At 71.2% G+C, this 19,596-nt stretch carries 15 protein-coding genes and 1 riboswitch; of the genes, 8 read left to right on the top strand and 7 right to left on the bottom strand.

Annotation, left to right across the window (positions count from 1 at the left end; translation table 11 throughout):
* On the top strand, positions 1 to 1,304 hold a 1,304-nt coding region (locus BZY54_RS00330; RefSeq protein WP_107419641.1), incomplete at its 5' end, for an amidohydrolase.
* A gap of 484 nt (positions 1,305 to 1,788) precedes the next feature.
* On the opposite strand, the gene BZY54_RS00325 is transcribed toward BZY54_RS00330, so the two are convergent.
* Genes BZY54_RS00325 through BZY54_RS00315 form a run of 3 tightly spaced genes read right to left on the bottom strand, consistent with a single transcriptional unit; the run spans position 1,789 to position 5,358 of the window.
* The gene (locus BZY54_RS00325; protein ID WP_208640499.1) at positions 1,789 to 2,739 is read right to left on the bottom strand and encodes a polysaccharide deacetylase family protein; all 951 of its coding nucleotides are present in this window, start codon (positions 2,737 to 2,739) and stop codon (positions 1,789 to 1,791) included.
* 28 nt (positions 2,740 to 2,767) lie between these two features.
* A complete protein-coding gene (locus BZY54_RS00320; RefSeq protein ID WP_208640498.1) occupies positions 2,768 to 3,994 on the bottom strand; it encodes a maleate cis-trans isomerase family protein in 1,227 nt (408 codons plus the stop codon).
* A complete protein-coding gene (locus BZY54_RS00315; protein ID WP_086722300.1) occupies positions 3,991 to 5,358 on the bottom strand; it encodes an MFS transporter in 1,368 nt (455 codons plus the stop codon). The genes BZY54_RS00320 and BZY54_RS00315 overlap by 4 nt, the downstream gene beginning before the upstream one ends.
* 187 nt (positions 5,359 to 5,545) lie before the next feature.
* Here BZY54_RS00315 and BZY54_RS00310 point away from each other — a divergent pair, with 187 nt between their 5' ends.
* Positions 5,546 to 6,274, top strand: coding sequence for a GntR family transcriptional regulator (locus BZY54_RS00310; RefSeq protein WP_244216869.1), 729 nt, complete (start codon positions 5,546 to 5,548; stop codon positions 6,272 to 6,274).
* Positions 6,275 to 6,359: 85 nt separating this feature from the next.
* Here the strand turns inward: BZY54_RS00310 and BZY54_RS00305 are convergent, their stop codons facing one another.
* From BZY54_RS00305 to merB, 3 genes are all read right to left on the bottom strand, one after another.
* Positions 6,360 to 7,652: an NRAMP family divalent metal transporter gene (locus tag BZY54_RS00305; protein ID WP_244216868.1), complete on the bottom strand. Its 1,293-nt coding sequence runs from the start codon at positions 7,650 to 7,652 to the stop codon at positions 6,360 to 6,362.
* On the bottom strand, positions 7,649 to 9,016 hold the full coding sequence (locus BZY54_RS00300; RefSeq protein WP_244216867.1) for a magnesium transporter MgtE N-terminal domain-containing protein: 1,368 nt from the start codon (positions 9,014 to 9,016) through the stop codon (positions 7,649 to 7,651). Before BZY54_RS00300 ends, BZY54_RS00305 begins: the two co-directional genes overlap by 4 nt.
* Positions 9,017 to 9,327: 311 nt before the next feature.
* A riboswitch (M-box (ykoK) riboswitch) is annotated at positions 9,328 to 9,499 on the bottom strand.
* A gap of 571 nt (positions 9,500 to 10,070) precedes the next feature.
* Positions 10,071 to 11,099 carry an organomercurial lyase gene (gene merB / locus BZY54_RS00295; RefSeq protein WP_086722298.1) on the bottom strand — a complete coding sequence of 343 codons (1,029 nt, stop codon included), beginning with the start codon at positions 11,097 to 11,099 and terminating at the stop codon, positions 10,071 to 10,073.
* Between the two features lie 787 nt (positions 11,100 to 11,886).
* Here merB and BZY54_RS00290 point away from each other — a divergent pair.
* Positions 11,887 to 13,671, top strand: coding sequence for an L-lactate permease (locus tag BZY54_RS00290; protein WP_086722297.1), 1,785 nt, complete (start codon positions 11,887 to 11,889; stop codon positions 13,669 to 13,671).
* A gap of 145 nt (positions 13,672 to 13,816) precedes the next feature.
* On the opposite strand, the gene BZY54_RS00285 is transcribed toward BZY54_RS00290, so the two are convergent.
* Positions 13,817 to 14,695 (bottom strand): sigma-70 family RNA polymerase sigma factor, encoded by an 879-nt coding sequence (locus BZY54_RS00285; protein WP_086722296.1) that lies wholly within the window; start codon positions 14,693 to 14,695, stop codon positions 13,817 to 13,819.
* 83 nt (positions 14,696 to 14,778) lie between these two features.
* On the opposite strand from BZY54_RS00285, the gene BZY54_RS00280 reads away from it, so the two are divergent.
* The 5 genes from BZY54_RS00280 (at position 14,779) to BZY54_RS00260 (ending at position 19,408) form a co-directional block, all read left to right on the top strand.
* Positions 14,779 to 15,228 (top strand): carboxymuconolactone decarboxylase family protein, encoded by a 450-nt coding sequence (locus BZY54_RS00280; protein WP_086722295.1) that lies wholly within the window; start codon positions 14,779 to 14,781, stop codon positions 15,226 to 15,228.
* Between the two features lie 374 nt (positions 15,229 to 15,602).
* Positions 15,603 to 16,550, top strand: a complete 948-nt coding sequence (locus tag BZY54_RS00275) for an ABC transporter ATP-binding protein (protein WP_086722294.1) — start codon at positions 15,603 to 15,605, stop codon at positions 16,548 to 16,550.
* The gene (locus BZY54_RS00270) at positions 16,547 to 17,386 is read left to right on the top strand and encodes a hypothetical protein (protein ID WP_086722293.1); all 840 of its coding nucleotides are present in this window, start codon (positions 16,547 to 16,549) and stop codon (positions 17,384 to 17,386) included. The genes BZY54_RS00275 and BZY54_RS00270 overlap by 4 nt, the downstream gene beginning before the upstream one ends.
* Before the next feature lie 19 nt (positions 17,387 to 17,405).
* Positions 17,406 to 18,722: a sensor histidine kinase gene (locus BZY54_RS00265; protein WP_086722292.1), complete on the top strand. Its 1,317-nt coding sequence runs from the start codon at positions 17,406 to 17,408 to the stop codon at positions 18,720 to 18,722.
* A complete protein-coding gene (locus BZY54_RS00260; RefSeq protein ID WP_086722291.1) occupies positions 18,719 to 19,408 on the top strand; it encodes a response regulator in 690 nt (229 codons plus the stop codon). The genes BZY54_RS00265 and BZY54_RS00260 overlap by 4 nt, the downstream gene beginning before the upstream one ends.
* The last annotated feature ends 188 nt before the right edge of the window (positions 19,409 to 19,596 follow it).

Here is a 19,596-nt window from a genome sequence, read left to right as displayed (position 1 = left end):
TCCAACTGCTCCCGGGTGGGCTGCCCACCCGGGAGCAGTTGGACACGGTCGTCCCGGATCGGCCCGCCTACCTGACGGTTCGTGACGCGCACAGCGCCTGGGCCAACTCCCGGGCCCTGGAGATCGCCGGCATCACCCGGGACACGCACGACCCGGTGGGCGGCCGGATCGAGCGGGACGCCGACGGCAACCCGACCGGTGTGCTGCACGAGCAGGCGATGGCCCTGGTAGGCGACCTCGCACCGCACCCGACCGAGGACGACCTGATGCGGGGCCTGCTCGCCGGGCAGGCCCATCTGCACTCGCTCGGCATCACCGCCTGGCAGGACGCCATCGTGGGCGCCTACGGTGGCTGGCCCGACCAGCTCGGCACCTATCTGGAGGCGGCCCGCACCGGCGTGCTCACCGCCCGGGTACGCGGCGCCCTGTGGTGGGACCGGGAACGCGGCCTGGAGCAGATCGGCGACCTGCTCGACCGGCGCGCGAAGGGCACCGTGGGCCGCTTCACCGCAGGCAGCGTGAAGATCATGCAGGACGGGGTGCCCGAGAACTTCACCGCCGCCCTCTCCGAGCCCTACCTGGACGGCTGCGGCTGCGTCACGAGCAACCGGGGCCTGTCCATGGTCGACCCCGAGCTGCTGCGCGAGGCCGTCGTCCGGCTGCACGCGGAGGGGTTCCAGGTGCACTTCCACGCCATCGGCGACCGTGCGGTCACCGAGGTGCTGGATGCCGTCGAGGCGGCCCGCGCCGCCGGGGGTTGTCTCGACCTCCGCCACCACGCCGCGCATCTGCAGGTCGTCGACCCCCGTGACCTGCCGCGCTTTCGCACCCTGGGAGTGGCCGCCAACATGCAGCCGCTGTGGGCCGCGCACGAGCAGCAGATGGACGAGATGTGCATCCCCTTCCTCGGCGAGAAACGCGCCGCCTGGCAGTACCCCTTCGGTGCCCTGCTGCGCGAGGGGGCGGTACTGGCCGCGGGCAGCGACTGGATGGTCTCCTCACCGGACCCGATGCACGGCATCCACGTCGCCGTCAACCGAACCGCCCCGGACGCCGATCCCACCACGCCCGTGTTCCTCCCCCACCAGCGGCTCGACCTGGGCTCGGCACTCGCCGCCTACACCGCGGGCTCGGCCTACGTGAACCACCTCGACGGCACGGGCAGCATCGCGGTCGGCAAACTCGCCGACCTCACCGTCCTCGACCGCAACCCGTTCGACGGCCCGGCCCATGAGATCGCGCACACCCGCGCCCTGCTGACCTATGTCGAGGGAGAGCGCGTCCACGCCGCCGCCGACGCCTGACCACCGGGGCGGACGGCCGACCGGCCCATGCAGGCCCGCGCTGCCTCTGGCGGTGGAACCGCCGCGGAGTGATCATATGCATCCGTGATCAGCTCCGCCACCGCCAGACGCCAGCCGGTGAGGCCGGAGCGGGATCCGGTGGGCTGGGGGAACACCCGGGTCCGCTTGATGATGCCGAACGTGAACTCGGTGCCGATGGAGGACCCCGGCACCGAGCGCGAGGCCCCTGCCGTACGCCCACGTCCGCATCAGGCCGCACTGATTCCCGATACTGCCCGCTGGGTCGCGTGGAAGGGGCCCCGGCCTCCTCGTCCGGGACCGCCTTCGCCGGTTTCGAGGGATTGGTAACTGAGCCGTGGCCAGGGAGACGCGCGGGCGGTGGGCCGTGCGCGGGGCGGCCCCGGTGCGGGGTCCCGGGCCGCAGGCGACCGGGGGCCGCGCGTGCCCCCGGGGGCGACCGGTGAGCCGCCTCCCCCGGGCAGGCTCAGCGCATGTCGGCCGGCCTCTCGGATCCGTCGAAGGGGAAGCGGCGGCGGAAGTCGTCCGCCGCGTCCTCCAGCGTGCAGAAGCTGACCCCCTCGTGCCCGGAGACGTAGTCGATGAAGCGCTCCAGCATGAGCAGCACCTGGGGACGACCGCTGACATCCGGGTGCAGCGTGATCGGCAGGACCGCGTAGTCCAGCTCCCGGTGGACCCAGTCGAACTGGTCCTTCCAATCCTGTTCCAGGGCGCGCGGGCTGACATAGCCATGGCTGTTGTGGGCGTGCTTGTTGAACAGCATCGGCGGCAGGTCGTCGACGTACCAGTTGCCGCAGAACTCGACGAGATCGACCTCGTGGCCGTGGACCAGGGGCTTCATCCAGTCCTTGGCCTCGCCGGTGTAGTCGATCTTGGTCCACTCGTCGCCCACGCGCGCATAGAAGGGAGTGAAGTCGCGGTAGTTCTGCGAGTGATCGTAGGAGAAGCCGTACTTGTGCAGGAGCTCCGCGGTGAAGGGCGACATCTCCCACCAGGGCGCCACATAGCCTCGCGGCTTACGGCCTGTGTACTGCTCGATGAGCTCCACGCACTTGGCGAGGACGTCCTCCTCCTGCCGCGGGGTCATCGCGATCGGGTTCTCGTGCGAGTAGCCGTGGGCGCCGATCTCATGGCCCGCCTCGACGACCATCCGGGTCTGCTCGGGGAAGGTCTCGATGGAGTGGCCCGGGATGAACCAGCTGGTGCGTATGCCGTAGCGCTCGAACAGCTTCAGCAGCCGCGGGGTTCCGACCTCGCCCGCGAAGACGCCGCGCTGGATGTCGTTCGGGGAGTCCTCGCCGCCATAGGAGCCGAGCCAGCCTGCGACGGCGTCCACATCGACACCGAGGGCGATCCTGATGTCCTTGGTGGTCGTGGACCCGGTCGTGGTGTCCGGGGTGGTGCTTGCCTGCGTCACGGTGCGGATTCCTTTCGTGCGGGGGAGGTCAGAGTCGGTGGTCGAGGACGCCGTGGATGCGGTCCGTGGCGGTGGCGAGCGCGGCGGTGTCGGCGGCGGACCAGTCGCGCTCGTCCATGCTGTGCACGGAGAGCCAGCCCGCGAGAGCTCCGTCGCGTTCCACGGGGCCGAGCATCTGGGCACGCACTCCGTAGACGTCGATCAGCGCCTGCGGCGGGTGCGGGATCGCCTCGAAGTGCGGCTGGACGAGGGGCGTCCGGTTGCGCTCCAGCCACTCGACGGTGTTCAGCCGCCGTTGGTCGAGAGAGGCGTCGCGGCGGATGGACCGCACACCCTGGCGGTGCGCCTCGCCCGCCGTGAGGTCCACGTGCAGCCCGTGCTCGGGCAGGTCGACGCGGAAGGTGGTGCGGTCGGCACCGGTCGCGGCAAGCAGGTCCGTCAGCACCTCCTGGAAGCGGGCACGCAGGCTGCCGGTGTGCAGCAGGGCGCCGTGGCCGGGGAGCGCGGGGGCGGCACCGGCCAGGTCCAGGGCCTTCCAGAGGGTCGCGGTGACGCTGTCGAACACCGGGACTTCCAGCTCCTGTTCGAGCTCCTCGGCGACCCCGGCGCCGTGCACGTTGGTGCAGACGACGGCGACCGCGTGGGTCTCCCCGCGCGCGGCGTCGCGGATCTGGCGGGCGACCTCGCCCTCCGGGATGCGGGCGAACGCCTCGTTGTCGCTGATCCCGAACGGCTCGGCGTCCAGGGAGCCGACGACGCCCTCCTTGGCGTACGTATCCGCGATCTGCTCGGCCACATCGCGGGTGTAGGGCAGGGCGAGCCCCAGCCGGGTCACGCCGTACGCGGCGCAGGCGTCGAGCAGCGCGAGGGTGGAGGTGGTGGCGGGCACGCCGGTGGCCTCGGTGATCGCGGCGCACAGTGCGCGATCGCGGTCGACGCCGAGCCAGGACCCGGAGGTGCCGTTCCAGGCGATCACATCGACCCCGGCGTCGGCGAGCCGCCGAGCGGCAGCGAGCATCGGCGCGGCGTCGAACTGCGCGTCAGAGCCGCCGTCGAGCGCGATGCGGGTGACGGGCACACGGTCGAAGTGCGCCGTCACGTCTGCTTCGGCACCTGTGGATCCCAGCAGCCGGTACGTCACCGGTTCCAGGCAGGTGTTGGAGGAAGGGGTGAGCATGCCCAGCCGGTAGGGCAGCCCGTCGGGCTTCGCGCGCGTCAGCGCCGTCGCCGACGAGGTCGTCGGAGAAGTCTTCATCGGGTCGTGAGCCTCCTGCTGCAGTCGAGGACGAGGGACGACGCGGTGAAGAGCACCCCCGCGCCGACGAAGTACAGAAGGGCCCAGGTGTACGAGCCCGTGCCGCCGACGATGAAGCCCACGACGATCGGCGTGACGATGCCGGCGATGTTCCCGGAGAGGTTCATCGCGCCGCCGACGATCCCGGCGTTGGCGCGACCGGCGAGGATGGAGGGCAGCGACCAGTACAGGCCCGCCCAGCGCAGGAAGAACAGCACGGTGGAGAGCAGGGCGACGGCCGTCATGGCGTCCGGCACCAGCACCACGCCGAGCAGTCCGGCGACGACGACGGCACCGGCGACACCCAGCAGGGTGCGCATGACCTTGTTGACCGAGGCGCCCTTGGCCTGCCAGCGGTCGGACAGCCATCCGCCGGCGAGTTCCCCCACGAAGCCGGCGCCGAAGATGGCGAGAGTGGACCAGCCGAGCGTCGAGATGTCGAAGCCCTTGGCCTCGGAGAGATAGAGGGGTCCCCAGGTGAGCAGGCCGTAGAAGACACCGTTGAAGCCCATCCAGCCCAGGCACATCGCCCAGAAGGAGCGGTGCCTGAGGTAGGGCAGCAGCCCGGCGCGACCGCCCTTCTCCCCGTGCGCGTCCTCTTCTGCGTGGGCCTGCTCGATGTACGCGGCCTCGGCTTCGTCGACCCGGGGATGCTCGCGCGGAGTGTTGCGCACGTACCAGGCCGCGTAGAGCCCGACAGCGGAGGTCAGCACACCGACGACGACGAAGCTGACGCGCCAGCTGCCCGTCCAGGAGATAAGGCCGGTGATGATGACACCGCCGAGCGCCGCGCCGAGCGGGGCGCCGCCGTCCAGCAGCACCGCGCCCCTGCCGCGCTCCCGAGCGGGCAGCCACTGGGCGTTGAGCTTGCCGCCGGCCGGCATCACTGGGGCCTCGACGGCGCCGAGCGCGAGCCGCAGCCCGAGCAGCGAACCCGCGCCTGTCGCGGCGGCGGTGAGCGCTTGGACGACGCCCCAGCCGATGCAGGAGCCGGACGCCATGAACCGGGCGCCGAACCGGTCGATCAGCCAGCCGCTGGGGAGTTGCATCAGCGCGTACGTCCAGAAGAAGGCGCTCAGGACGAAGCCGGTGGTCTCCTTGGAGAGGCCGAGATCCTTCGTGATCAGCGGCAGGGCCACCGAGACGGAGCTGCGGTCGATGTAGTTGAGTGCGACGACACCGAGGAGCAGCAAGAACATGGTCCAGCGCACCCGGCTGGGCCGGGCGCCCGCAGTGGAGGCGGAGCCGGGTGCGGTCTCGGCACCCGTCTCCCGGGCGCCCCCCGGTGTGGGCCCGGAGGCGGACTGTCTCGCTGAGGCACGCATGGTGAAACCTCGTTTCAGCAATGGGGAAAGGAGGTGAGGAAGACAGGTCCAGCGCCAGGACAGGACGGGGCCTGGAGGGGACCAGGACAGCTACAGCAACGTCATAGCCAGGCCGTTTCCCAGCTGGGTATACCTAAAATGAAGCGAGACGGCCCCGTCAAGCTTTTGGTATACCTTAATTTCCCCGATGCCCGGAGGGCTTGTGAACCCGAAGAACACAGCGGCAGACGCCGACCCGGCGGCGCAGCAGCCCGCAACCACCTCGTCCACCGGTTCGATGTGGCTGCGCGACCAGGTCTGCGAGGGCCTGCGCGACCGCATCATCACGGGCCGCCTGAGGCCGGGAGACCGCCTCATGGAGCGCGAGGTGGCGGAGGAGTTCGGGGTCTCGCGCGTGCCGGTTCGTGAGGCGATCCGCATTCTGCTGTCCGAGGGCTTCCTCCAGGCGCTCTCGCCCCGCCGCATCGTCGTGCGTGGCATGACGCGCGACGACGTCGAGAACCTGTTCGACATGCGCGAGGCCCTGGAGGTCCTGGCGGCGCGCCGCGCCACCGAGCGCGCGACCGCGGACCAACTTCAGCACCTGGCCGAGCTGTTGCAGGCGGCACGGCGAGCCACCCTGTCCGGCAGGCCCGAGCGCGTCTCACGCGCGAACACCGCCTTCCACCACCAGATCATGGAGCTCGCCGGCAACGACCTGCTCAGCACCACGCTCGGCTCGCTCGAAGGGCGGCTGCGCTGGCTCTTCCAGCAGATCGACGATCCCCACCCGTTGTGGGACGACCACCGAGAGCTGTACGAGGCGATCGAGGCCGGAGACGCGGAACGCGCCGCGGACCTCTCGCTGCGGCACATCCGGCACTACCGGGAGGTCGCGCTGAGGCTGCTGTTCGAGGAGTCACCTTCTCGCCCGTGAACGGCGGAGAAGGTGCACTCGTTCGTGCACACCTCGTCGCGCTCCCGGCCGCCTCCTGCTCGCACTGCGGAGGAATGCGCACCGATCAGCCGACGCCGAACCAGCTCAGGACCGTCTGGACGAGCAGGATCGTGGACATGGCGGCGACGCCGACGACCACGGCGGTGGCGGCGATGCGGTAGCGCGGGCTGTTGGCGGCCTGACCGAGGACCGAGCGGCGGTTGGTCAGGACCAGGAGGTAGACGAGGACGACGGGGCTGATCAGTCCCTGGAGGACCTGGGTGCCGATCAGCAGCTGGATCACGTCGACCGGGGTCATCGCCACCGCGGCGCCGAGGATGATCTGGGCGGTGAACAGGCCCAGGAACAGCGGGGCGTCGCGGAAGCTGCGGGATACGGAGCGCTCCACGCCGGCGGCCTCTCCTATGGCGTAGCTGGCGGAGAGCGGGACGACGGCTCCGGCCAGGGCGGAGGCACCGATCAGGCCGACGGCGAAGAGGAGTTCGGCGTTCTGGCCGGCGACCGGCTTGAGGGCCTCGGCGGCCTGGGCGGCGGAGTCGAGCGGGCCGGTGCCGCCGATGGCGGAGGCGGTGGCGATGATGATGGTCAGGCTGATGAAGCAGGCGAAGACGGCGCCGAGGACGGCGTCGGCGCGGATGAGCGGGTAGTCGGCGGGCTTGGTGCCCCGGTCGACGACGCCCGCGGCCGCGTAGAACTGCATGTACGGGCTGACCGTCGTACCGATGAGCGCGACCGCGAGCAGGATGAAGTCCTTGTTCGGCTCGATGTGCGGGACGACGAGGTGGTGGCCGACGGCGCCCCAGTCGGGATGGCCGAGGATCATCGCCACGGGGTAGGCGAAGAACGCCAGCGACATGATCAGGAAGATGCGTTCGGCCCAGTGGTAGGAGCCGAACAGCACCAGCGCCCACAGCAGGATCGCGGCCGGGGGGATGACCGCCCACTTGGGAATGCCCAGGAGCTCGAAGGCGGCACCGATGCCGGCGAACTCCGACACGACCAGGCCGGTGTTGGCCAGCAGCAGGCAGAAGACGGCCAGTGCGGTCAGGCGCAGGCTGAACTGCTCGCGGATCAGGGCGCCCAGGCCCTTGCCGGTGTGGGCGCCGAGGCGGACGGCCATCTCCTGCACCATCACCAGGGCGACGGTGACCAGCACCATGAAGAACAGGGTCCCGTACGCGAATTGGGAACCTGCCGAGGCGTAGGTGGCGATGCCGGCGGCGTCGTTGCCGGCGTTCGCGGCGACGAGCCCCGGCCCGGCGACCGCCGCGACCATGGTGAGGCGCCGCCAGCCGGTGCGGCGCGCGGGCGCGGGGCTCTGCGGCGCCGCGGTGGCGGTACCGAGGTCGCGGGTCACTGCAAGAACCTCCTGAAGTGCAGACGCCCGCGTTCGGGCAGCATCGCGTCGAGCAGGTCGTCGGCCAGGATCCGGCCGATCGGGCGGTCGCCGTCGCCGACGACCAGGAGTGAGGAGGCGCGGGCCGCGACCAGATGGTCGGCGGCCTCCGTCAGGGCCGTGCCGGCCTGGACGGTGACCGGGGGCCCGAACTGTGCCCGCCAGGCGACCAGGTCGGCCATGGGGGTCGCGTCCTCGGCCACCGCGAGGTCGAACAGCGCGATGTCGCACAGCAGCCGGTCCTCGTCGTCCACTACCGCGACCGCGTCGATCTCGGTACGGTGCTCGGCCTGTTCGGCCAGCCGTCCGCGCACCTCGGCGACGGACTCGTCCTGGCGGGCGGTGATCAGCAGGGTCGTCATGGCGCCGCCCGCGGTGTCCTCCCGGTGGGTCAGCAGCCGGCGCAGCTCCGCGGCCTCGCCCTTCGGCATCCGGGCCAGCAGGGCCTCGCGCTCCTCGTGGGTGAGGTCGCGCAGGGCGTCGGCGGCCTCGTCCGGTTCCATCTCGTCCACCAGCCGGGCGGCGTGTTCCGGCTTGGCCTCGCGCAGCAGGTTCTCCAGCTCGGCCGGTTCCATCTCCTCCAGCGCGTCGGCGGCCTGCTCCGGCTCCAGCCAGCCCAGCAGCTGCTGGCGTTCGGCGCGGCCGAGGTCCTCGAGGATGTCGGCCAGGTCGGCCGGGCGCAGCCGGTGCAGCGCCGCCCGGGAGGCGCGCAGCCGTACCTCCGGCGGGCCCTCGGTGGCTTCTTCACCGAAGGGGGCGACCGCCTGCCAGTCCAGCACCCGCTCCGGAGTCGGCCGGGCCTGCCAGCGGCGGGGACCGAGCCGGCGCAGCAGGGTGGGCAGGGAGACGTCCACGCCGACCAGCACCACCCGGTCGACCAGGGGTGCGAGGTACAGGTCGGCGGCCCGGGTGACCTGGACGCCGTCGACGTCGACCAGCTGGTGGTCGAGTACGTCCTTGGCCAGCAGGACCTCGCCGGGCCGGCGGGTGAAGTCGCGCAGGTCGACCCGGGCGGTGCGCAGCTGCACATGTCCGGCCCGCACCTTGCCGACGGCGTCCGAGGCGAGGAACGTCCGACGCCGGCCGATGCGCAGGATCAGCCCGGTGACCGGCGGGTACGACTCCTCGCCGTACAGCCGGGCGACCACGTCGGCGACGCGGCCGACCTCCTCGCCGGCCTGGTTGGTGACCGGTCCGCCGACCAGGCCGGCCAGCGACACCAGCGATGAACGGACCGCCTTGGACGCCGTCGCGCGGCGTTCGAGGTTGACCCGGCGGTCACGCAGACGGGCCGAGGTGGACATGAGCAGCATGTGGGCAGCCAAGGTGAACACCCCCTTGCCCCGGCATGACGGGGCGGGTGGGGCGGCCCACGGCAGCGGTTCTCCCTACGGCCCTGCGGCGGCGAGCACGCCGAGCGCACACCAGGACGCCGCCCGCCGCTGCGGTGGGCTGGTCCCGGTACCGGGCTGATCAGGCAAGAACGGGCTGCCCCGGGCCGCGGAAGGACGGCGCGGACAACACGAAGAGGGGCCGACTATGGCCCGGACTACTGTCCATGTCGCCTCCTCCCGGTCACGGCCGCGCACGGGGTGTCGCGGTCTGCGGCAAGGGGCAGCCGGGCACGCTCGGGCCCGGCACACCCCAACTCGTCAGAGCTTTGGCACTCCACGGCGTGATCCCCGAAAGGGGAAGCCACTTGGGGTCACCCCTTGGGCCGGGGAGACCTGTCCTGATCCGGAGCGTCTCTCGACGGGTGGGATCAGTGGCCTGTGTCCGTGAAGACGCCTCACCGAACGAGGTGTCTGTCCTATGTCCACGGCAAGAGTACGCCCGTCCCGCCCCGGTCACCCAATCCATGACCGTCCCTTGACCAGGGCATGGTCCGAACGGGTCCCGGGTCCCGCCGTCTGCCGCCCCGAGCGCGCGGTCGCGGGGCCACGCAGGACTCCTCGGTCCTCGACGGCGCGCCCAGACAGCCGAGCGTTACGCCTGCCCCATCACAGCCCTGGGTCCTCGAGTCCGGTCCGCCTCCCGATCGCGGACCGAGTCGACGGACGACCAGACCGCTGCCGCCCGGGGCGCCGTCAGCGCCGGTTGTGTGCCGAGTCCTGGCCCTACGGCAGCGTCAAGACGTGCGCGCGCCGGGACGGTGAGACCTCGCGGAGGTCGACGATGTCCGGCGGGCCCGGCGCTCCCCGGGCCGCCGGATCCCAGGGCACGATGTCGCCCGTCGCGTCGGAATCGCCGGCCGCACCGGTCTCCCGCCCTCGCCCGTGCGGCCGGGGAGGGCCGTACGACGATGACGTCGGACCTGCTCGCAGGAGTCGAGCCGGAGGCCGTCTTGAGCTTCGCTTCCCCACCACCCCTCGCCTTCGGTCAGGTGAGGTCGGGCAGGTCGTCGGAGTCGGTGCGGATGCGCATGCCGGTCATCGTCCTCGCTCCGGTCGGCTGCGCCGCCGTGAGCAGGTGGCCGAAGACGGACCGCCCCAGGTCTTCGGCGCACGCCTGGTCGACGGCCCTGCCGGTGTACTCGGGGTGCGCTCGGGCCCAACTCGAGGCGGCACGGCGGCTGGTGAAGAAGTTCAGAGCGCCGCAGGTGACGTCGGCTGCGGGACCGGCACAGGAGCGCTGACCGACGTGGACCAGGGCGGTGGACGGCTGCCAGGTCATCCGCCCACCGACCGAGGTGACGGTGATGGGGTCGCCGGTGACGGGGTCGGTGGAGGTGATCACGGCGTCGGTGCCGAGCATGCCCGGGATGCCGAGGGCGTCGATCGCGCACATCGCCCACACCTCGATCCCGCCGCTCAGGCGGACGCGATGGGCAGTGGGCACGGCGGAGAACGGGTAGGCGCCCCGGATGCGGCCGTGGTCGTCGAGGACCGAGGAGTCCTCGGCCGCCAGCTCGGCCACGACCTCGCCGGCGGCACGGCCGGAGGCGGTGGCCGCAGCCTCGAGGTCCTCGCTCGAGGGGGCGCGTCCGGTGTCCGCGAAGTGGTGGAGCACGGCTCGCTGCATGCTGCGCAGTCCGCCGTCCGGCGGGGCGAGACGTCCTCGGCCCGCGCGGCCGGCCGCATCGATCGGCATGGGGTCGCAGTCGGCGGCGTCCGCGTCGCCCAGAGCACGGCGCAGGCCGGCGAGGCTCGGCGCCCCTTCGACGCGGCCGTCCGGCCCCCGGTAGAGGCGACAGGACAAGGACGCGGCAGCGCCCGGCACGGCGAAGGGGTCCACCCCGTCGATCAGCACGGTCGGTGATCCGGTCATCCCCAGGCGCGTGGCCTGCTCCGGATCCTCGACCTCGATCCGTTCCACCTCCGCGTGGCGGCCGTCGAGCACCTGGGTGAGCCGCTCGGCGACCACCGGCCCATTGGGGCAGCCGGCCACGGTCAGCACAGTGATCCTCATGGCATCGTCCTCCCGGATCACAGCCTCTGCCACCGACCGTAGAACGTCCAGCACAGCGGAAGGTCAAGGCGTGGCCTCACCGGCATACCGACCCCGGGTGCGGCCGCGGCTGACGAAAGTCGCGTCGCGAACGTGGGCGGGCCTCCATGGTCCGCAGCTGTGGCCCGGGACGTGGGCTGGTGGGGCACCCGCCAGGGGTTGCCGGGAGCCGATCGGCCCGGCAGACGTGCCGGTGCAGAGCCGCGGACCGGCCGCGCCGGAGGCGCAGTCGGCCCTGCGACCGGCGGTGGCGTGTCAGACGGAAGTTCTTCTGTGTCTCAAGGACACCCGCGCCCCTTGACGCAGATCCAGCACCACTGCATTCTTCCACCATTCGGTGGGTGTCTATCGGAGAGTGGAATCGATCTGGTCGCCGACACCTCGGAGCAGGCCATGAGACACCGCGTCAGTCGCCGCATCGCCATGGAGCGAGCGCCGGAACACAGGACCTGCCGCTTCCCGAGACCACCGGCACACTCGACGCGGGGAAGTCCAAGGCGGTGCCGGCCCCCGGCGCCGAGGTCACGGTGATGACCGCCGGCCCCGGTGCCAGATGCAGGCCCGACCCTCCTCACCACCCACACGGTGCGGGTGCTCGCCGCCATGTACGGCGTCCCTGTACGGCAGTTGCCCGAGCAAGCGCCCGACGGTCCCCGCAGCGTCGTCACGCACGCCGTCCCACAGACCGCCACGGTGCCACCCCGTGGCGCGGCCCCTCCTCTCCGGCTTACGCAGAAAAGGGTGCTACATGATCCTCGCCTCCTATCAGCAGGACTACAGTCCGGTGGGCCATTCGCTCGGGTTGTCGTCCATCGTCGCGATCCTTCCGCTGCTGGTCCTGTTCGTGCTGCTCGGCGTGGTGCGGATGAAGGCTTGGCTCGCCTCGCTGATCTCCCTCGTCGTCGCCGTGGTGCTCGCGGTCGCCGTGTACTCGATGCCGCTCGTCGACGCGCTCAACAGCGGGGCGCTGGGGGCCGCGTTCGGTTTCTTCCCGATCATGTGGATCGTCATCAACGCGATCTGGATCTACAACCTCACCGTCGAGACCGGCCACTTCGACGTACTGCGCAGATCGTTCGCGTCCATCAGCGACGACCAGCGGGTGCAGGCCATCCTCATCGCCTTCTCCTTCGGCGCCCTCATGGAGGCGCTGGCCGGTTTCGGCACGCCCGTCGCGATCAGTTCGGTCATGCTGATCGCCCTGGGATTCAAACCGCTCAAGGCGGCCACCGTCGCCCTGGTCGCCAACACCGCTCCCGTGGCGTTCGGCGCGATAGCCGTGCCGATCACCACGCTGGCGGGCGTGACCGGCCTGCCCGTGGACGACCTCGGCGCGATGGTCGGCCGGCAGACGCCGATCCTGGCGCTGTTCGTGCCGCTGGCTCTGGTGTTCATCGTGGACGGCCGAAGAGGATTGCGGCAGACCTGGCCGCCTGCGGTGGTGTGCGGCGTGTCCTTCGCGGTCTTCCAGTATCTGTCCTCGAACTTCTGGTCCGTGCCGCTCGCCGACATCGTCGCCGCGCTCGCCTCCGCGCTGGCGGTCCTGGCGTTCACCCGGGTGTGGCACGCCGAGGAGACGTACCAGGAGAGCGACGAAGACGACGGCGTCGACGGTGCCGGCGGCGGCTCGCGCCGGCCGCGGACCCCCGGCGGCGAACCGGGCCCGGACGAGGGCGAGTCCGCGGGCACCCGGGTGCTGACCCGCGCCCGCGCGGACGCCGACCGCGACGTGCACGACTCGCCGCTCGCCGTCTTCAAGGCGTACGCGCCCTACCTGGCCATCATCGCCGTGTTCGTGCTGGCCACCCGGGTACCGGCGATCACCGGGAAGGCGCCGGCCAAGGTCGGCACGACCGGTACGGGCCTGGAGTCGGTGACGCACATCGTCAACTGGCCCGGGCTGCACATCGTCAAGGCAAACGGCGACCCGGTCGCCACCACCTTCAAGCTCAACTACCTCTCCGCGGCCGGGAGTCTGCTGCTGATAGCCGGTCTGATCAGCATGGTGCTGATCCAGGTCGGCCCGCGCCGCGCCCTGCGCGCCTACGGCCGCACGCTGAACCAGCTGAAGTTCGCGGTGCTCACCGTCATGCTGGTGCTGGGACTCGGCTACATCATGAACGAGTCCGGTGAGACCACCACGCTCGGTCTGTGGGTGGCCGGTGCGGGCGGGGCCTTCGCCTTCCTCTCACCGATCCTCGGCTGGCTGGGCGTCGCCGTCACCGGCTCCGACACCTCCTCCAACTCCCTGTTCGGCGCCCTCCAGGTCACCGCCGCCCACCAGGCCGGCCTGTCACCCACCCTCATGGCAGCCGCCAATTCCTCCGGTGGCGTGCTCGGCAAGATGATCTCCCCGCAGAACCTCGCCATCGCCGCTGCCGCGGTGGGTTTCGAGGGCCGCGAAGGGATCCTCTTCCGCCGGGTCATCGTGTGGAGCGTGGTCTTCATGCTCTTCATGTGCGCGCTGGTCTACCTGCAGAGCACCCCGGTGCTCGACTGGATGGTCGTGCACACCTCGGCGGTCACCCCCTGACAGGGACGCCTGCCGCGGCTGAACCAACCTGATCGAAGACGCCTCGACGCTGGGGCGCCCCTTCGAGGCACCGGAGGACGCCATGCGATGGACCTGCTGGTCGGCAGTATGACCGCGATACCTCTGCCGCTCATCCGGCGGTGACTCATGCCGGTTCCGGCAGGTCCAGCAGCGCGAGCTTGGCCGGGTCGACCAGTGCCATGATCTCCGCGATCCGGCCCTCGACGACGGTGAACGCGATGACCGAGAGCGGCGAGCCGTCCTCGCGCCAGGACACCACTCCGGGAAGGCCGTTGACCAGCACCGCCCGCCCTCGCATCGCCGCGTCGGTGGCCGACCGGGCACCGGCGGCGACCTTGGTGGCGCCGAGGGTGACGACCACTCCGGCGGGGGTGTCGACGGTCAGTCGCACCTCTGGGTCGAGCACGCGCAGCAGTTCCTCGAACTCGCCGCGCCGCGCCGCCGCCAGGAAGGCCCCGACCACCTCTCGCTGTTCGCGTCCGGCGCCCGATGGGCGCTCGGTCGCCTGCACCTTCCGGCGCGCTCGGCTGGCGAGCATCTTGGCGGCGGCGGTGGACTTGCCGAGGATCTTGCCGATCTCGTCGAACGGCACCGCGAACAGGTCGTGCAGCACGAACGCCAGCCGCTCGCTCGGACCGAGCGAGTCGAGGACGACGACGAGCGCCAGTGCGACCGAGTCGGCGAGTACCGCATCGTCCTCGGGAGCCGGTGCGTCGTCGAGGGTGACCACCAGGTCGGGCAGCCGGTCGTCGTAGGGCGCCTCGGGGCGGGCACGGCGCGAGCGCAGGACGTCCAGGCTGATCCGACCGACCACCGTGGTCAGCCAGCCGGCGAGGTTGTCGATGGTCGCCGGGTCCTGCCGGGAGAGCCGCAGCCAGGCCTCCTGGACCGCGTCCTCGGCGTCGGCGTGCGACCCGAGCATGCGGTGGGCGACAGCGCGCAGGTGGTCGCGCTGGGCCTCGAACGCCTCGGCGATCGGGGTGTTCCGGCCGGCGTCGGACATGTTGTTACCTTCCTCGGATCCGCTCCGTCACGAGTGATGACGGGCCCCGAGGGGCGCAGGTAACCGATGACGGAGCAAGCCTGATGGAAGCACGGATGAAGAGCACGGCGAACCCCGACCTGATCACCGCGATCAGGCACCTCCACAAGGCCATCGCCGCCGGTGGCGTGGACCAGCGGCTGCTGTCGCTGGTCCACCTGCGCGCCAGTCAGGTCAACGGCTGTGCGCCCTGCGTCCACGCGAGTGCCGCGGGCGCGAGGAAGGCCGGTGAGACGGAGGAGCGGCTGCACAACGTGGTTGCATGGCGCGAGACGCCGTTCTTCAGCGAGGACGAACGGGCCGCGCTCGCGCTGGCCGAGGCCGCCACGCGGATTCAGGACGGCGCTCCCGGCGTGACCGACGAGATCTGGGACACCGCCGCCGACCGGTTCAGCGAGGGGCAGCTGAGCGCGATCGTCCTGGAGGTCGCGCTGACCAACTTCTTCAACCGGATCAACCACACGATCCGGGAGCAGGCCGGCAAGACCTGGTGAGTCGGGCGGGGCGTCATCCGCCCGGAGGCCGCGCCACCCCCGACGATCAACGGATGGCGCCCCGCCGGCCGAGACGCCGGGCCGCGAGCCGGGGGCGGTCTCGCCCATTCAGGTGGTGAGCACCTCGGCGATCCAGAGGTCACTTTCGGCACGCCTCGACAAAACCCCAGGTCACATCGTTTGAGTCGGTGGTACGCCCGGACTCTTGCGTGCCGCACTCGGCGCGGCGTCGAGAAGTCGAGCTGTAGTACCGCGGTACCACGTGCACCGCACAGTTCAGCCTCCGGTACCACCGATTCGGGGCGATCTGGCACTTAGCGTGGCGGGTGAGGCGTCAGACGCGACGGACGCCGAGCCCGAGAGGAAAGGCGCCAATGATCGAAGCACGGCAGCTGACCAAGAGATACGGAGAGAAGACGGCCGTCGACGGCCTGGACTTCGTGGTGAAGCCGGGCACGGTGACCGGCTTCCTGGGCCCGAACGGTGCGGGGAAGTCCACGACGATGCGCATGGTCGTCGGGCTGGACACCCCCACGGGCGGCTCGGTCACGGTGAACGGCCGGCATTACGCTCAGCACCGGGCACCGCTGCAGGAGGTTGGCGCCCTCCTGGAGGCCAAGTCGATCCATCCGGGTCGCTCGGCCTACAACCACCTCAGGGCGTTGGCGATGACTCACGGCATACCGCGCCGCCGCGTCGACGAGGTCATCGAACTCGCCGGGCTGGGCAGCGTGGCGAAGAAGCGCGCCGGCGCCTTCTCCCTCGGCATGGGCCAGCGGCTCGGCATCGCTGCGGCACTCCTGGGCGACCCGCAGACGGTGATGCTGGACGAACCGGTCAACGGACTGGACCCGGAGGGCGTGCTCTGGATCCGCAACCTGCTGACGTCGCTCGCCGAGGAGGGACGCACGGTGTTCGTGTCGTCGCACCTGATGAGCGAAGTGGCGTTGGTGGCGGACCACCTGATCGTCGTCGGGCGCGGCCGGCTGCTGGCCGACACGACCGTGCGGGACCTGGTCCGCGAGGCGGGCGGCGACACCGTGCAGGTGGCCACGCAGGACCCGGCGCGGCTGCGGGACGTCCTGGCAGGGCCAGGGGTCGACGTCACCGGGCGCATCGGTTCCGAGGAACTGCGGGTGACCGGGCTGACCGCGCGCGAGATCGGCCTGAAGGCCGCCGAGCACGGGATCGCCCTGTTCGAACTGAGCACGCGCCAGGTCTCGCTGGAGGAGGCGTTCATGGATCTGACCAGGGATGCCGTGGAGTACCACGGCTCGGCACCCGGTACCGAAACCGTCGAGTCCCTCGGGAGGCCGGCATGAGCACCCTCACCGCGACCGCCCAGGCGCCTTCCACCACGGCCGTCCGTCCCGCCTACCGGGTGACCGGACGGCGCGTGCTCGCGTCGGAATGGGCCAAGCTCTGGTCGCTGCGTTCGACCTGGATCACGCTGGGGTTGGGACTGCTGTTCCTGATCGCGTTCGGGCTGATCGCCGCGAGCCGCTACAAGTCCGGGATCGGCTCCGGTCACATGGACCGGGACTTCGCCAGTTCGACCGCTGTGAGCCTGTCGCTCTTCGGTACGAACTTCGCCCAGCTGGCCCTGGGCGTCCTCGGCGTGCTGGTCACCGCTGGTGAGTACTCGACCGGCATGATCCGCTCCACGCTGGCAGCGGTACCCCGCCGGCTCCCGGTGCTGTGGTCCAAGGCAGCCGTGTTCGGCCTGGTCGCGCTGATCACCGGAACGTTCGGCGTGTTCGTCGCCTTCCTGTTCGGCAGCCGCATCGTCTCCGGCACGCCCGCGGCCATGGACTTCTCCCATGCCGGTGTCGTGAGGAGTCTGCTGGGCGCCGGGCTCTATCTCGGTCTGGTCGCCGTGATCGGCGCCGCCCTGGGCGCGCTGCTGCGCTCGGTGGCCGGCGGCATCTCGGTCCTGGTCGCCACCCTGATGCTGATTCCGGGACTGGTCTCCCTGCTCCCCAGCTCCTGGCGCGACGACATCAGCCCCTACCTGCCGAGCAACGCGGGCGAATCGATGTTCGCCCTGACCCACGACGCCACCAGCCTGTCGCCCGGGGCCGGTCTGCTGGTCTTCCTCGGCTGGACGGCGCTCGCCCTGGCCGGGGCGGCATACCGGCTGATGCGCAGCGACGTCTGACGCCCGGCATGATGGGCAAATGACCCCCTTGACCTTTGAGGCCGCCGTGTCCGCCGAAGCCATGGGCGGAATGGGACCGCTGGTCGCCCGTATGTCCCGAGGCGGCCAGCGGCTGCGGCAAGCCGACCGAGCCCATCCGTGGGTGCTGGACGCCGCGGTGGTGGTGCTGGTCTTCCTGCTGTTCTGCGTGCCGGACCTGCTGCACGCGAGCGGCGTCGACGGCGACGGGCCGCGCCGCTTCCGGCTCGCGTTCGTCCGGCTGCCGCTCGCGGGCATGCTCGCGCTCCAGGCCGGTCTCGCCGTGCCCCTGCTGTGGCGGCGGCGCAGGCCCGCGGTCGCCTTCGGCGCCGTGACGGCCGTCTTCGTCCTCCAGTGGTCGCTGGGTGCGGCACTGCGCGCGGACATCGCTCTGTTCATCGCCCTCTACAGTCTCGCCCTGCACGGGCGGCTGCGGCAGCTGCCGTGGGCGTGTGGAGTCATGGCGGGCGCGATGCTGCTGGTCGCGGTGCGGGCGTCGGTGGCGGTGTCCGTCTGGGACGCGCTGTTCTTCCTTCTGAGCACGGCGACCGCGGCCCTCGCGCTCGGCCTCATGGTGCGCATTCGGCGGGCTCAGCTCGCGGGGCTGCGGGACCGGGCGGCCCGGCTGGAGATCGAACGCGACCAGCGCAGCCGGCTCGCCGCCGCCACCGAACGCGCCCGCGTGGCCCGCGAAATGCACGACATCGTGGGCCACAACCTGTCCGTCATCATCACCCTCGCGGACGCCGGGGCCTATGCCACCGCCGTCGCGCCGGAACGGGGCAGGGAAGCCCTGCACATCATCGGCGACACGGGCCGACAGGCCCTCGCCGAGCTGAGGCGTGTGCTCGGCGTCCTGCGGGAGGCCTCGGACGGCCTTCAGGACCGGCCGGAACTGAGCCCGCAGCCCGGCCTGGCGGACATCGACGCACTGTGTGAGGGGGTGCGCGCCGCGGGCCTGGATGTCGTCTACCGGACCGCCGGTGACATGGAAGCCCTCGACAGCGGGGTGCAGCTGACGGTCTACCGCATCGTTCAGGAAGCCCTGACGAACACGCTGAAACACGCCGGGGCCGATACCCGGGTGAACCTGGCGATCATCGTGCAGGGCACTCGGCTGACCGTCACGGTCCAGGACTCCGGCCCGGCCGGGGCCGCGTCCGGCCGTCCCGGCCCGGCGAACGAGGAAGGACACGGATTGGTGGGTATGCGCGAACGGACCGCTCTCTACGGTGGGAGCCTCAGCGCGGGTCCCGCCGGCGGCGGATGGACCGTGGAGGCCGTCCTCGACCTCGCATCCACAGGCGGTTCCCAGTGACCACCGTACTCATCGTGGACGACCAGCCGCTGCAGCGTTACGGCTTCCGCCTGCTCCTCGACTCGGTCCCCGAGACGGACGTCGTCGGTGAGGCCGCGCACGGTGCGGAAGCGGTCCGCAAGGCGGCCGAACTCCGCCCCGACGTCGTCCTCATGGACGTCCGCATGCCCGGCATGGACGGCATCGAGGCCACCCGCCGCATCACCGCCGCAGGCGACCGCTCCCGCGTCCTCGTGCTGACCACCTTCGATCTCGACGAATACGTCTACGCGGCGCTGCGCGCCGGAGCCAGCGGCTTCCTCCTCAAAGACGCCCGTCCCGAGGAGCTTCTCGCCGGCATTCGTGCCGTCGCCGTCGGCGACGCCGTGATCGCTCCCGCGCTCACCCGCCGCCTCCTGCACGAGTTCGCCCAGCTCGTGCCCCGCTCGGGTGGTAGCGGAGAGGACCCGAGACTGAGCCTCCTGACCGACCGCGAACGCGAGATCCTCGTCGCCATCGGCAGGGGCTGGACCAACGGCGAGATCGCCACCCACTTCGTCCTGTCCCAGTCCACCGTGAAAACCCACGTCGGCCGGGTCCTGGCCAAGATCGGCGCCCGCGACCGCGTCCAGGCCGTGATTTTCGCCTACGACCACGGCCTGGCCCGGCCCCACGCCGAGGGCGCCGGAGGAGAGGCCGCGATGTGACGCAGGCAACATTCGCCGTGGTAGCGGCAGAGCAGCCCCCCAACGCCTGACCGCGCAATTCTTGACTCGTCCCTAGGCCCGCCGCAGAGGTGGTGCGGGCCGGCGCCGAGGAGACGTGTACCTCGGCGCCGGACCTACGGCAGACGGTGGGTGGTAGGGCCGGCGGCGGCCGGCGCTCCGGGGCGTGC

Source organism: Streptomyces carpinensis, from assembly GCF_002154505.1.
Lineage (GTDB): Bacteria > Actinomycetota > Actinomycetes > Streptomycetales > Streptomycetaceae > Streptomyces > Streptomyces carpinensis.
The sequence above is the reverse complement of the archived record's forward strand: the minus strand, read 5'-3'. Positions and strand labels throughout refer to the sequence as shown.